Source organism: uncultured Mobiluncus sp. (assembly GCF_963511525.1).
In the GTDB taxonomy this organism is placed as follows: domain Bacteria; phylum Actinomycetota; class Actinomycetes; order Actinomycetales; family Actinomycetaceae; genus Mobiluncus.
In genome coordinates this window covers 18,128-31,469 of sequence record NZ_CAUPIY010000005.1, presented here as the reverse complement: position 1 = coordinate 31,469, position 13,342 = coordinate 18,128, and the positions used below count along the sequence as shown (strand labels likewise).

The window sequence follows — 13,342 nt, the reverse complement described above, 5'->3', positions numbered from 1 at the left end:
CGCATGCGTGTACTGATCGCTAACCGTCACCTCGGACCCATCCACGATCTTCTCGAAACGATGTCTCTCAAGCCTGCTCAATCGCGGGCGCGCTCCAAACTGCTCGAGTTGGTCAAGAACGCGCAGTTGCGGTTCGGCCAGGACGAATATGACCTCGTCACCACCCACGCCATCCTCGACGAGGAAGGCAAGCCCGTCATCAGCGAAGACGGCACCTTTCAACTCGCCGGTGGCACCGACCTCGCCGAATTCCTGACACTGCGCGAGCAGCTGTTGGACTCAGTGGCTGAGGTGGATGGCCCCACTTACGCCACCCACCTCACCGATATCGCACAGCTGCTAGCCGACTACGACGAGCCCTTAGCCGGTGAGCAGGCGGAGGCATACAACGTTCTGTTCGACGCTGTAGAAGCAGCCCAACATGACGCAGTGAGGACGGCGGAGGTCGATGACACCGATGAGTGAGAAAACCTCAGCCGAAGCAGTTGATGGTGAGGAAGTGGTGATTCACCCGATCGAACCAGCCCAGCCCGACCCGGTGCCTGTCCCACCAACCGAAAACAGCCCCGAACACGTCGAGGAAGTCGGTCCGTCGACCGGCAGCCTCGACCTAACCGACACAGTCTTGGACGTCCTCACTAGCCCCAACCTGTAAACCACATCTGGCTTACCCCGAAAGTCCGTACCCCGACCACCTGGGTACGGGCCTTTGTCGTGTGCCCACAAACGGGAAGGAACCCACTTTCTATGTCGCTCAAAGCTATCTGGGCCACGATCCAAACCGGCCTGGCCGGGGTCGGGGCCGTCATCGGCGCGTTCCTCGGAGGCCTCGACGGCCTGGTGTACGCGCTCATCGCCTTCATCGTATTCGACTACATCACCGGCGTACTCGCCGCGATCGCCGAACGCCGCGTCTCCTCAGCCATCGGATTCCGGGGCATCTCCCGCAAGATCCTCATCTTTACCCTGATCGGACTTGCCCACCTGCTCGACGTGCACGTCATCGGAACACCCGGAGCACTACGCACCGCCACCGTCGTGTTCTACCTGTCCAACGAAGGCATCTCCCTGATCGAAAACGCCACCCGGCTCGGGCTGCCCGTACCAGCCCACATCCGCCGCGCCCTGGACCTGGTCACCCGTGACGTGACCGGCAAACCCGACCTCGAACACCACCCCAACCAAACCACCACCTCAGCAGAAAAGGAGAACCTCTGATGAAGAACTGGGCCACCCTCGAAGCCGACGAAAACCGGCTGATGAACAAGCACTACAGCGCCGGACGAAGCGGACGGAAGATCAACAAGGTCATCATCCACCACAACGCAGGCAACCTCACCATCAAGTCCATCTGGGACGTGTGGCAGACCCGCCAAGCATCCGCCCATTACCAGGTCGACTCCAACGGTCGCATCGGCCAGCTCGTGTGGGATCGCGACACCGCCTGGCATGCAGGCAACTGGGATGCCAACACCACCTCCATCGGTATCGAGCACGCCGACATCTCCTCCAAGCCCTGGCGTATCTCCGAGGCCTGCCTTGACAACGGTGCCCACCTCGTCGCGGCCATCTGCCACTACTACAAGCTCGGCCGACCCGTGTGGGGCAAGAACGTGTTCGGCCACAAGCATTTCTCTGCCACCGAATGCCCGGCCTCCCTTGCAGGAAGCCAGCATGCGGCCTACATGGCACGCGCCCAGTACTGGTACGACCGCATGAGCGGCACCAAGCCCGCCCCGACACCACCGGCAAAGCCCACACCGCCCGCACCCAAGCCCTCCGCCAACATCGACGCTCTGGCTGATGCGGTCATCCGTGGAGACTACGGCAACGGCGAGGAACGCAAGCGCCGACTCGGCGGCAACTACGCTGCGGTACAGAAGCGCGTGAACGAAAAGCTCGCCGGACGAAGCCCCGCCAAGCCCTCCGTCAACATCGACGCTCTGGCTGATGCGGTGATCCGTGGAGACTATGGCAACGGTGAGGAACGCAAGCGCCGACTCGGAGCCAACTACGCGGCCGTGCAGAAGCGCGTCAACGAGAAGCTCGGCATCGGCTAACCCACGCGAGAGCACTCTCTGGCCCCGTCATCACCTTCATCGAGGTGGTGGCGGGGCCTTTTGTGCGTTTGCGGAGCTGGTGTTTACCGCAGGTCTTCGAACGGGTCGATGACGGACTGCACTCCACAGCTCGGGCAGATGAACGCGACCTTGATGCCTTGACCTTCGCCTGCAGTAAACGGGTCAGGGACACAGACTGAGGTGCATTCTGAACAGGTTCGGTACGACTGGTCGTCGAGAAATACCGGGAGTTCACCGTCGTCGTCAGTCATCCTCACCCGCCCTTGCTCTGTCACGGTTCACACGTCGATCGCTCCACATTGTGAATTGAGCAAAGAATAACCGCCTTTTCCGAATAGGGGCGCGAACCCAGCCACGGGCGCGAACGCGGCCGGGAGGCTTTGCTTTCTGCTGTCCGGTTTCGTCTGGTGCAACCGGCGTATGGGCGACCACCTTTCGCCTCGTTCCCAGGAGGGCCTGCTCATGGCTCTGAACCAGACTGATCGCCATCACATCCAGATGATGCGCGCTGCAGGAGTTGCCTACTCTCGTATCGCCGCGCACCTGGATCTCAACGCCAACAGCGTCAAGACCTATTGTCTGCGACACGGCATCACCGTCGACCCTGCTGTTGAGCAGGTCACGGACCCAGTTGGAGTGTGGTGCTTGCACTGCTGCAAGCCAATCGAGCTCCGGCAAGGGTCGAAGTTCTGCACCACCGCGTGTCGACGAGCCTGGTGGGCCACCCACCGCAGGGTGGTCACCGAAGAACTGGTCTGCGCGAACTGCCACCGACAGGTCACTGTGGCTCGCACGAGCCAGGTGAAACGCAAGTACTGCTGCCACCCGTGCTACATCCAGCACCGTTTCAACACCCGTGGCGGCAAACGATGAACATGGCAGCCGAGCTGACGGCTCATCACCAACTCACGCAGGTCAAGCAGCTTCTCGAACGCGGCATCCTCACCCCACGCGAAGCCATCACCGTGTGCCAGCGTCTCGACGCCCCAGATGCGCCCTTGGCCGCCCTACAAAGAGCCAGTTTCGTTGACTATCTCGAGGGTTTGAGTGATGTATGGATACAACCTGAAACCCTGTCTGACTAGGAGAAATACCTTGAAGAGAATGGAGCAAATCACCCCGCCACCGATCAGTGCTTCTCCGCTTGTGAAAGTGGCAGCGTATGCCCGCATCAGCATGGAAACCGAGCGCACACCGCTGAGTTTGTCCACCCAAGTTTCCTACTACCAGCAACTCATTCACGACACTCCTGGCTGGACGTTCGCCGGAGTGTTCGCCGATTCTGGAATCTCTGGAACCACCACGCATCGACCCCAGTTCCAAGAAATGCTGGCCCTTGCCCGGAAAGGAGCGATCGACCTGATCCTCACCAAGTCGATCTCGCGCTTCGCTCGCAACACCGTCGACCTGCTCGAAACCGTTCGCGAACTCAAAGACCTCGGGGTGGAGGTGCGCTTCGAAAAAGAGAACATCTCCTCAACCAGCGCTGACGGAGAACTCATGCTCACCCTGCTGGCGTCTTTCGCGCAGGCAGAATCAGAGCAAATCAGCCAAAACGTGAAGTGGCGCATTTGGAAAGGCTTCGAAGAAGGCAAAGCGAACGGCTTCCACCTATACGGTTACACCGACTCCGCTGACGGCACCGACGTGCAGATCATCGAAGAAGAAGCAGCCGTGGTGCGTTGGATCTTCGCCCAGTACATGAAGAAGACCTCGTGCGAAAAGATGGCCGCACAGCTCATCGCTGACGGTAGGGTTCCGCACCTGGCTGATAACAAATTGCCCGGGGAATGGGTCCGTCACATCCTGAAGAACCCGCACTACACCGGCGACCTCTTGTTAGGGCGATGGTCCACTCCGGAGGGTAGGCCTGGACGAGCAGTGCGCAACACCGGCCAGTTGCCGCAATACCTGGTGGAAAACGCGATCCCCGCGATCATCGACCGCGACACCTTCACCGCTGTACAAACCGAGATCGCTCGACGTCGCGAGCTCGGTGCCCGCGCGAATTGGTCCATCGAAACTGTGGCGTTGACGTCGAAGATCAAATGCGTGTCCTGCGATTGCTCGTTTGTGCGCAACGTACGCAATCCGAAAACCCAAAACTCGATCTCCACCGAGCACTGGATCTGCACCGAACGCAAGAAAGGCCGCAAAACCGGATGCGGCACCTGCGAGATCTCTGACACGGCACTCAAAGGCTTCATCGCGCGAGTCCTGGGTATCGATACCTTCGACCAAGAGGTGTTCAACGAGCGTATCGACCACATCGAAGTGCAGGGAAAAGACCATTACACGTTTCATTACACCGATGGCACCAGCAGCTCGCACACGTGGCGACCAAACCTGAAGAAGAGCTCGTGGACCCCAGCAAGAAAAGCCGCCTGGGGTGAACTCTTGCGTGCCCGCTGGGCAGAAGCCAAAAGGCTCGGGTTGAACAACCCACGGCAAGCACCAACACCACCAGAAGCATTGGCGAAGTACCGGGCCGTGGCCAAGGCAGAGGCTGAGCGCCTGCGCGCCGAGCGAGGCGAACGCTAAATGGCCCGCACCGTCACAGCAATCCCCGCCACCCGAGCGCTCCACACTGGTGCTCCACTTGGACAGACAACCCTGCGCAGGGTCGCCGGGTATGCCCGCGTGTCCACCGACCACGACGATCAGGTGACGTCCTACGAAGCCCAGGTCGACTACTACACCCGCTACATTAGCGATCACGCGGGCTGGCAGTTCGTGAAGGTCTATACCGACGAAGGCATCACAGGCACCTCAACCAAACACCGCGCTGGATTCCAGCAGATGGTCACCGACGCGCTCGACGGCAAGATCGACCTGATCATCACCAAGAGTGTGTCCCGGTTCGCCCGCAACACCGTCGACTCGCTCACCACCGTTCGAGCCCTCAAAGACAAAGGCGTGGAGGTCTTCTTCGAGAAAGAAGGCATCTGGACCTTCGACGCCAAAGGCGAGCTCCTCATCACCATCATGAGCTCGCTGGCGCAAGAAGAAGCCCGCTCCATCTCAGAAAACGTCACCTGGGGACACCGCAAACGCTTCGCCGACGGCAAGGTCACCGTCCCATACTCTCGGTTCCTCGGCTACGACAAAGGCGAAGACGGCAGCCTCGTCATCAACACCGAACAAGCCAAACTCGTGCGCCGTATCTACAACATGTACTTAGGTGGCATGTCCATCGGCACGATCGCCCGCACCCTCACCGACGAACCAGAGACCTTCACCGCCGCAGGCAACAAGACCTGGTATTACCAATCCATACGAGCGATTCTCACCAACGAGAAATACAAGGGTGACGCCCTCCTGCAGAAGTCGTACATCGCTGACTACCTGACGAAACGTCAAGTCATCAACCAAGGCGAAGTACCCCAGTACTACGTCACCGCCAGCCATGAGGCGATCATCAGCCCGGCAGTGTGGGACTTCGTCCAAGCCGAAATAGCTAAAGGGGCTAGAGATCAGCGAACCCAGCATCGCACCCGGCCCTTCTCATCGACCTTGGAGTGCAGCCAGTGCGGGCACTTCTTCGGCTCGAAAACCTGGCACGCGGGCAGTAAGTACGAAAAGGTCATCTGGCGGTGCGGCCACAAATACGCAGGCCAGGAAAAATGCGCCACCGGGCACATCAGCGATCAACGACTCAAGGACATGTTCCTTAAGGCCATTCGCCTTCGATTCGGCTCATCGACCGACACAGGTGTCAACCAAGCCGTTCTCGACGCCCTCGACACGAGTGACCTGGAGGTTGAGGCCGCCGGGCTTCTCGCTCAGATCAACGAGGTGGCCAAAAAGCTCCAATCGATGATCGCCCACAACGCACGAGTCGCTCAAGACCAGCAAACCTACGAGAAGGCGTTCAACGCTAGCCACGAACAGCACCAGGCGCTGTTAGCTGATCACGCTGCCGTGGTCGCCGAGATCCAGAACAAAAACAACCGACTGGCCGCCTACCACTATTACATGCAGGAGACCGCCAACCTTGATCTTGAACGCTTGGTCTTCAGCCCATACCTCTGCGTAGCTTTGCTCGATAAAGGCACCGTCGACGTCGACGGCAACGTCACCTTTCAATTTCGCGACGGCAGCACCCAAGTAGTCGCCATCAAGCAGTAACCCAGTATCCACATCTAAGCGCCTGCCAGAACCTGGTGGGCGCTCGCGTAGTCTTGGAGTGGTGGATTGCTTACAATTGAAAATTCTTCAGCAAGTTGAGGACTACGTGACGCCGTTCCAGGTGGTCGAGGGATTCGATGACCGCTGGTGGCACGACAGGGCTGGACGAGTCGGCGACGACACCCTGGGTGGCAAAGAGTACATCCAGTTTCTTGCCGATAGTGTGGAAGTCGGGCGCGCTGAGGTGACAGATTGGCCGCTCTCCGATAGCTATATCGGAGTTGACTCGACGGTGCCAACCAAAGAGATCTGGTTCTTTGAAATCCGCCATGACCTTCGCCGACAGCACTATGGGGCTGAGTTTGCAAGGCATCTGATCAGCCACTACGCAGGTTACCCCTTGATCGCTTTCTCCGAAGGCGCTGACGAGTTTTGGGCAGGAATTGGCTGGCACTATTACCCGCGTAAAGACGGGGATCCCCATTACCGCAAGCTCTTCGTTTCCCGGAAGATCGGCCCATGACCCTCGCTCGCTGGAAGTGAACCAGTCAAGCGGCTAAATCGTAGTTGGCGCGCGTTTGTATCCGTTGTGACATGAAAGTTTCCATGACATGAATCTTGGCGATGTCGTTGCGTAGTCTGGTCAACTGACCCTTGTTGTCGTAGACCTTTTCGAAACGTTCGTGCAGTTCGTCCAGGAACAGGGGGCGCAGGGCTTTCAGGATGTTTTCCTCGGTCGTGTAATGTTCCCCCATGGCGCGGCGTTGGGCTGCGTCTTTGACGGTTTGAAACATGGAGCCAAACACGGCGGGGCTGATGATGGACCAGTTGTAATCGCACGCATCCAGGATATGTTTGCGGGTGTCGTCATTTAGCGGCGGGATTTCGATGGTTTCCTCGAATAGACCGCCGTTGATGTAACGAAAGCCGTTGTACTCGGACTCCGCGTCGCCGTAACCAGCCAGGTTCCAGTAGTATTTGTCGGTTTCTTTGGAATTCACGACCCCAAACAGTTCCTGGATTTTCTCGTTCAGGTTGGTGGCGGTCGTGTATTTGATAAGCCAGTTCTGGAAGGCGTTCTTCTTCCACATACCGGTGTCATCGCCGAACCAAAGGAACAGCAACCGAGCCAGAAGGTGGCTGATTTCTTTGTCCGCCATGACTGTTTCCGCAAAATCGTCATAGAGGGTTTTCATCAACCGTGCGGCTTCCTCGGAAGCGGTCTCGGCTTCGTTGTCGAAGATCTCGCGCAGACGGGCAATGAGTTCAAGCAAGCTTGGATCCTCACCGATTACGATTGTCAGTGCCTCAAGACGCTTCAGCAGCCCGTGGAACTGGTTGGTGTTGCCCAGTTCGTAGCGGTAGGTCATCAGTTTCATGCTGACCGATGACAGGCTGGTGTGGCGTGGCCAGCGCCAATCCTGGGCCGTATCGTCAGCAAAAATGAGCAGGCGTTCAGCACTCTGTTTTGAGATTTTTTGGTTGATAAGCAGCTGTAAGGTGCGGCTGGGCAGCTCCTGGCATACCCACACGTCGAGGCCCTTGTGGGTTGCTGTCTTGGTCAGCTTAACCCCGTCCACCTCGAGGATCTCGGGTCGTTTAGGACGTGACCATCCCAGTTCTTCGATAAACAGGGAGTCAAAGTCCCGGGCATCAACCAGTGCTTGCAGGTTATCGCTCACTTGCGTACCCCTATCTGAGAAACAATGTGAACTCGGTCGTCCTCGCGCGTGTCCAAAACCAGTTCACTACGCAGGTGCAGGGCGCGGATAATCGTGAGGATTTCCTCATCACCAACCCGGTGGCTTTTCGCTGAACGCAACCGAGTTATCGCCATTGTGGTGAGTGGTGCTTGATAGACCGATTCGATGGCGTCGTTCAACACTGTGTCCTTGGAAAGGTCCAAAGTGTTCGAGAAACGTTGCCAAATCCATTTGCGTTCCCCGCGCAGACGGCCCTGCTGGTCGTTAGCGTTACGCAACATATCCGAGTGCATCAGCACTTTCGTCAAGTCGTCGTGATGTTCCAGACGCTCCAATCCAGGCTCGGAGGGCTCAACCTTGAACACGCGCAAGGCTTCGTGCCCCGTCAGCACCCGAATCGCCCCATTCGCGGCCTCAATCCATGCGAAAGAATCCCGCCCGGATTCGGTTTGCACATGAGCCGTTACCTTTTCAGTTTCCTCGTCCTTGGCGCGGCGGGTCGCATCAATCAAGTCCGGCAGGTTCGCAATCCGCTCTGCCAACTCTGGGTTGTCCTTGGTGGCTTGCATCCAGATTTCGTAAGCCACCGATGCCGCGTCCGTGTCTTCCTCACTGTCCAAGTCATCCATTTTCCCGTTGTAAAGGTCACGGATGACCGCTGTGTCTTCTTCGCTGAAAAACATTTCATCCGAACCAAACGTGAGCGCGTTTTGCTTCAAACGCCGCTTGACCCGCTCCCGCAAGTTCAACTGGGTTTCCACCGAGCCGTGGGAAATCGTATAGACCAGGATTTTGTCAGATTCTTGACCGATACGGTCAACACGTCCTGCGCGTTGAATCAGGCGGATAATAGCCCAAGGCAGGTCATAGTTCACGATGATATGCGCATCCTGCAGATTTTGCCCCTCTGAAAGGACGTCTGTAGAAACCAAAACCCGGATTTCATTCAAACTGTCACCGCTCTCCGCTGCATCTGCAGTGGTCTGCTCTAGGTATTGTCTCGCTGCAATCAGTAGCGCGTTAGATTTTGGTGAAAATCTTTCCGCTACCGCAGTCGGATTCGGGGTGTCCCCGGTAGCGATTTCCACCCCGTCCACACCCATGTGTTTTAGTGCGCGACCAAGGTATTTAGCGGTGTCTTTGTACTCGGTAAAGATAAGCACCTTGTCGTTGGGATGTGTCTGGGTCGTAAGGCGCACCAAACCGCGCAGCTTGGAATCTTTTTCCATGGTCCATGTGCCGTAACGGGCCAGCATGGAACGAATCACCGCATTGTCGCGTTCCAGGTCCTCACGCAGCGGGTCATCCAGAAACGGGGCGGGCAACCATTGCAGGGCAGCGCTGTCCTTGTTACGAATCGCCCAGTACTTCTTCTCGGCATCAAAGGCTTCAGTTTCTTCATCCTCCAGTGCCGTGTCCAGGGCTTCCTCGCCGAAGTCCGTGTTTTCTTCCATTGTGGAGGGGTCAATCGCCCCTATTGGCAAGGGTAGGTTGTTGTCCAGGGCGTAAACATAGAGCTCGTTGCGTTCTAGGTGACGTTTGAGCGAGAGAATGAAAGAATGTCCGCACGAAGACAGGCGCTTATAGAAGCTTGTCCGCACGAACCCAGCCACCATGCCTCGACCGCGTTCCCAGTTATCCATGATGCGTTTTTCGTCATCATCTGCTTTCTCGCGTTGCTCGGGGGAAACGTAAGCATAAAGGTTGTAACGTGGCAGTTGCAGGCTCGCAATAGCGTCCAAGGTTTCGTCATCAATCATCAGCCGGGCCGGGTCGTTTTCGTCAAACTCAAGGTCCACGGGTTTCGGGACACGCTTGGGGAAGTACGACTTCGAGCCATCCGGGAACTCCAGATAATCGCCCTTAGCATCGGTCTTTGCATAGTTGTTTTTTACGAAAGTGCGGGTCCGGCGAATCAGGTGCTCACCCATCAGGCGTTTCCAATCCTCCGGCTCGTCCGACTTACGGAAAGCAGCCAACGTGGAAAGCCCAAACTCGTTGCGGTCCGAAATCTTGTTTTGAGAAAGGGCCACCACCGGTTGAATCCCCAAGTCATCATTTTCATCGATGAACAAACCCAACTGATTTGCCACGTCTTGAAAATCGATGTTAAAAGGGGTTGCTGTCAGCAACAATGCCTTGGATTCGTTACGGGTAATATAATCCCTAATGTCACGGTATGTTGAGGTGTTTTGGTTACGCAGCGTGTGCGATTCATCAACGATGACAAAGTGATAACGACGCAAATCCGCCAAGGTGTGGCTCATGGAATACGGCACGACAGTTCCATACAGGTCGTACGCCTTCAAATGCTCGGCCCACATTTTTTGCAGATTCTTCGGGCAAACCACCAAAGGCTGATAGCCATATTCCTCGTTCAGCGCACAAGCCACCGCAATCGCCGTAAGTGTCTTACCCAACCCCACCACGTCACCCAACAGGGTGCCACCCTGGGTCATCACCCGACGCGTCAGGGTTTTCACCGCTGTGGCCTGGTAATCCAACAACTGGCTCTCAAGTTTACGGGTAATCGCATACTGGTTGCCTTCCCGTACGTCCTTGGAAAGGTCGTGACAGACCTTCAAGTACACGTCATACGGCGAGCGCGGTTCGGGCGCAGCCCAAGATTCGTCCAGCACCTCCAGCAATTCGTCCTTGACCGGCAGCGACCACTTGTCCATCCACCGGTCTTCGAACCATTTGGCAAGTTTCGCCGCGCCGTCGCTATCCGTAACGTCCGTGTTCAACTCCAAGTTCGACATCAAACCCGGATACGTTAGGTTCGACGAACCCACAAAACCCGCAATCGGATTCGCCACATCATCACGATGAAAGATATACGTCTTGCCATGTAGAGGTTTGCGGCAAAATACCTTGATTTCCACCGCGCCCTGCTGGATCTGGCTGTAGAGCTGTTTCAAAGTGGCGCGGTCCTGGGAGGTTGGTAGGCCCTTTTCCAACTGGGCCCGCAAGATACGGACAAGGACTTCGCGACGCTTCTGCGCCACTTCACGATCCGCTTCAAGATTTGGCATCCCATCGGCTTCGCTTTGCAGGACATCAAGAATCTCGTCATGCTCGGAACGCTGCACCATGCCAATCAAGATACGGGCCACCGGGAAAGTTTGGTTTTTCTGCATTTTGTCCTGCACCAGGTTCGCAAACACCCGCCAGCCACGCAGGTTGAAATAGCCCGTCGCCACATCCATCCGCTCGAAGTTTTCGAGATAACGCTGCGCTCGCAGCCCAATCTTGGTTTTCTCAGAAAGATTATCCAGAATCTCGGTCATTAGTAGCTCCTTAATGGAGGATAGATTCCTATAATTTGGTCGCGCCGGCGCTGGAGAACCAAACGTATTTCCGCTTCGCCTTCATCCATGTGCAGCCCTCCAATCTGCAGAAAGTACTCACCTCTACTTTACCGTGGGAATGCTCTACTCTACTGGCTTAGCCCCGCCTGAATTCGCCACGGCGATACTCGTGGTGTTTTCTACTATTCCCAAGGGTGTTGGGGGACCTCACGTAACACGGCGCGAAACGTGGTAATAATGTAGGTTTCCTTATAACTGGCCTGGTTTAAGGGTATTTCGCGCTGAGCAAATGAGCGACATTTCCAAGGTTGTGTTCTTTCACGAGGTTCGGTGAAACCCGGGACGCTTCCGGGCGACGCTGCTCACTCCGGGTGGCGTTGCAAATTGGGGATTAAATCGGGGTTGCTGGTTATATAGACCACCAACCCCGATTTAATCCCCAATTTCTAACAATGTGAAGCGGGGATCTGGCCTGAATCGTGAGCTATCACGGATACAAGTTTTTTGACGCACACTTTTTGCCAAATATATTTGACGTGTAAAGTTCAAGGAAAGTGCTTTCAAACACGGGTATGACCGTTATGCGGCTCGATTGACCGAGTCGGATCCGGCAGATATCACCCGTAATACTCACGCCATCCACGAGGGGGAGGTGTTACGGCTCATCCAGACGGCCCGGGATCGGAAATAAGCGGCGGAGCGTGACTTGATTGATGCGGTACGCAAAACCCGCAGCGAGGGCTTCAATCCGGCCTCAGCGACCCGGCCCGCTTCCGGTTTCCCGTAGTGAAAAAATCTCCTACTGCGTAGCCTGGCGGGCTGACCCCCCGAGTATAGCCTCTATCAAGCCCCAGCGTAGAGCAGACCTAAGATTGTCGTTGGCATCGTTTCGCTGTATTCGCCCCGAATTTCGTCAGCATTTGCTGCCACCCAATCACGTTCTTCGGAATTCATCTTCTCCCATTGCTTTTTAGCAATAGAACTGTCTAATAACCAGTCTGGGGGTTCAATTGGTTGCATAGGATTCAGCGCTGTCCCAGGCATCAAACCTCCTAAACTTTTTTCCACTCCCTATCGGTATTATGAACACGGCATCCGGCTTACCTCCATTGTATTCCGCCATGTCCTCATAACTCCATCCCTCAGGGGCAAAGTTCGGATCAAACGGAACAGCCGCGATTTTTTCAAATCCTGCTCGCCCGTAAACCTTTGGAAGATAGGTGTCAAAGCACTCGAGATACTTTCCCCCATATGCCAACCACCGGTACTGGAACGCAGTCACAGTTGTCGTGATACCGGTTCAACGGTCTGCCCCGCATGGCATAGAATTCCCGCAAGTTTTCTTGACGCGTAGTATTGTGTCAAGTATAATTGACATGTGGAGTTCAAGGAAAGTGCGTTTAAACACGGATATGACCGCGCGGAAATTGCTCACGCAATCCGTAACGCATGGCGAATCCTCGACCTTGATGATGAAGTGACCCTGTACTTGGGGCCGACCGAGGCGGGGAACATCCTGGAAGTCCTTACTAACCGTGATGGCGTCGTGTTTCACGCGATGAGTGCGAGACCAAAGTTTTTCCAATGAAAGGGTGATAAGAGATGAAAACTGAAACACAACTCACTGATGAACAATATGCGGCTAGATTTACCGAGGCGGATCCGGCAGATATCACCCGTAATGCTCACGCCATTCACGAGGGAGAGGTGTTACGGCTCATCCAGACGGCCCGGGATCGGAAAGAAGCGGCGGAGCGTGACTTGATTGATGCGGTACGCAAAGCCCGCAGCGAGGGCATCACTTGGCAAGCCATCGGTGGACTGCTCGGCATGAGTCGGCAAGGCGCGCAATCCTATTACGCTGACCGCATCTAGCCTGATTGCGACCCGGCAGCTCCACCAAAAGGTTATGGCAAACACAGTCAAGGTTGGGCGGACGGGTGAAGTGGGTGGTTTTTGCTTGATTTTCTGACACGCAAAAGGGCGCGAGCTGCGATTTTGGGTTTGTGGTGGAGCATAGGGGATTCCACGATTTTCTGCGAAAACCGTGTTACGCTCGGAATCTTCGATTCCTCGCGCTGGCACCTGAAAACGCTGTCGCGTTTTCGGGTGGTGCCAG

15 protein-coding genes are annotated in these 13,342 nt (G+C 56.2%); 11 read left to right on the top strand and 4 right to left on the bottom strand.

Translation table 11 applies throughout. From position 1 onward, the window contains the following. Positions 1–3: 3 nt before the first annotated feature. The 4 genes from RQ935_RS05025 (at position 4) to RQ935_RS05010 (ending at position 2,060) form a co-directional block, all read left to right on the top strand. The gene (locus RQ935_RS05025; RefSeq protein ID WP_013888243.1) at positions 4–465 is read left to right on the top strand and encodes a DUF1617 family protein; all 462 of its coding nucleotides are present in this window, start codon (positions 4–6) and stop codon (positions 463–465) included. Continuing rightward, entirely contained in the window at positions 458–655 is a 198-nt protein-coding gene (locus tag RQ935_RS05020; protein ID WP_042379003.1) for a hypothetical protein, read from the top strand. Before RQ935_RS05025 ends, RQ935_RS05020 begins: the two co-directional genes overlap by 8 nt. 92 nt (positions 656–747) lie before the next feature. After that, a complete protein-coding gene (locus RQ935_RS05015; protein ID WP_005295618.1) occupies positions 748–1,218 on the top strand; it encodes a holin family protein in 471 nt (156 codons plus the stop codon). After that, the gene (locus RQ935_RS05010) at positions 1,218–2,060 is read left to right on the top strand and encodes an N-acetylmuramoyl-L-alanine amidase (protein WP_311497467.1); all 843 of its coding nucleotides are present in this window, start codon (positions 1,218–1,220) and stop codon (positions 2,058–2,060) included. Before RQ935_RS05015 ends, RQ935_RS05010 begins: the two co-directional genes overlap by 1 nt. Positions 2,061–2,143: 83 nt before the next feature. Here the strand turns inward: RQ935_RS05010 and RQ935_RS05005 are convergent, their stop codons facing one another. Beyond that, complete coding sequence (locus RQ935_RS05005) at positions 2,144–2,332, bottom strand: hypothetical protein (protein WP_311497466.1); 189 nt, start codon at positions 2,330–2,332, stop codon at positions 2,144–2,146. Positions 2,333–2,582: 250 nt separating this feature from the next. Here RQ935_RS05005 and RQ935_RS05000 point away from each other — a divergent pair, with 250 nt between their 5' ends. The 5 genes from RQ935_RS05000 to RQ935_RS04980 all read left to right on the top strand — a co-directional run bounded on the left by RQ935_RS05000 (position 2,583) and on the right by RQ935_RS04980 (position 6,732). Beyond that, positions 2,583–2,954: a hypothetical protein gene (locus RQ935_RS05000; RefSeq protein ID WP_311497465.1), complete on the top strand. Its 372-nt coding sequence runs from the start codon at positions 2,583–2,585 to the stop codon at positions 2,952–2,954. Beyond that, positions 2,951–3,166, top strand: a complete 216-nt coding sequence (locus RQ935_RS04995) for a hypothetical protein (protein WP_005295626.1) — start codon at positions 2,951–2,953, stop codon at positions 3,164–3,166. The genes RQ935_RS05000 and RQ935_RS04995 overlap by 4 nt, the downstream gene beginning before the upstream one ends. A gap of 19 nt (positions 3,167–3,185) precedes the next feature. Then, entirely contained in the window at positions 3,186–4,622 is a 1,437-nt protein-coding gene (locus RQ935_RS04990) for a recombinase family protein (RefSeq protein ID WP_311497534.1), read from the top strand. Continuing rightward, positions 4,623–6,209 carry a recombinase family protein gene (locus tag RQ935_RS04985; protein ID WP_007000828.1) on the top strand — a complete coding sequence of 529 codons (1,587 nt, stop codon included), beginning with the start codon at positions 4,623–4,625 and terminating at the stop codon, positions 6,207–6,209. A 61-nt stretch (positions 6,210–6,270) separates the two neighbouring features. Next, a complete protein-coding gene (locus tag RQ935_RS04980) occupies positions 6,271–6,732 on the top strand; it encodes a hypothetical protein (protein ID WP_051014163.1) in 462 nt (153 codons plus the stop codon). Positions 6,733–6,757: 25 nt separating this feature from the next. Here RQ935_RS04980 and RQ935_RS04975 read toward each other — a convergent pair whose 3' ends face one another. The 3 genes from RQ935_RS04975 to RQ935_RS04965 form a co-directional block, all read right to left on the bottom strand. Beyond that, positions 6,758–7,891 (bottom strand): type IIL restriction-modification enzyme MmeI, encoded by a 1,134-nt coding sequence (locus RQ935_RS04975; protein ID WP_311497464.1) that lies wholly within the window; start codon positions 7,889–7,891, stop codon positions 6,758–6,760. Then, positions 7,888–11,202 (bottom strand): helicase-related protein, encoded by a 3,315-nt coding sequence (locus RQ935_RS04970; RefSeq protein WP_311497463.1) that lies wholly within the window; start codon positions 11,200–11,202, stop codon positions 7,888–7,890. The genes RQ935_RS04975 and RQ935_RS04970 overlap by 4 nt, the downstream gene beginning before the upstream one ends. Before the next feature lie 1,027 nt (positions 11,203–12,229). After that, positions 12,230–12,505 carry a hypothetical protein gene (locus RQ935_RS04965; protein ID WP_311497462.1) on the bottom strand — a complete coding sequence of 92 codons (276 nt, stop codon included), beginning with the start codon at positions 12,503–12,505 and terminating at the stop codon, positions 12,230–12,232. Between the two features lie 96 nt (positions 12,506–12,601). Between RQ935_RS04965 and RQ935_RS04960 the strand changes: the two genes are divergently transcribed. Both RQ935_RS04960 and RQ935_RS04955 read left to right on the top strand, forming a co-directional pair. Next, positions 12,602–12,811, top strand: coding sequence for a hypothetical protein (locus RQ935_RS04960; RefSeq protein ID WP_311497461.1), 210 nt, complete (start codon positions 12,602–12,604; stop codon positions 12,809–12,811). Between the two features lie 14 nt (positions 12,812–12,825). Beyond that, positions 12,826–13,098 (top strand): hypothetical protein, encoded by a 273-nt coding sequence (locus tag RQ935_RS04955; protein ID WP_311497460.1) that lies wholly within the window; start codon positions 12,826–12,828, stop codon positions 13,096–13,098. Positions 13,099–13,342: the final 244 nt, after the last annotated feature.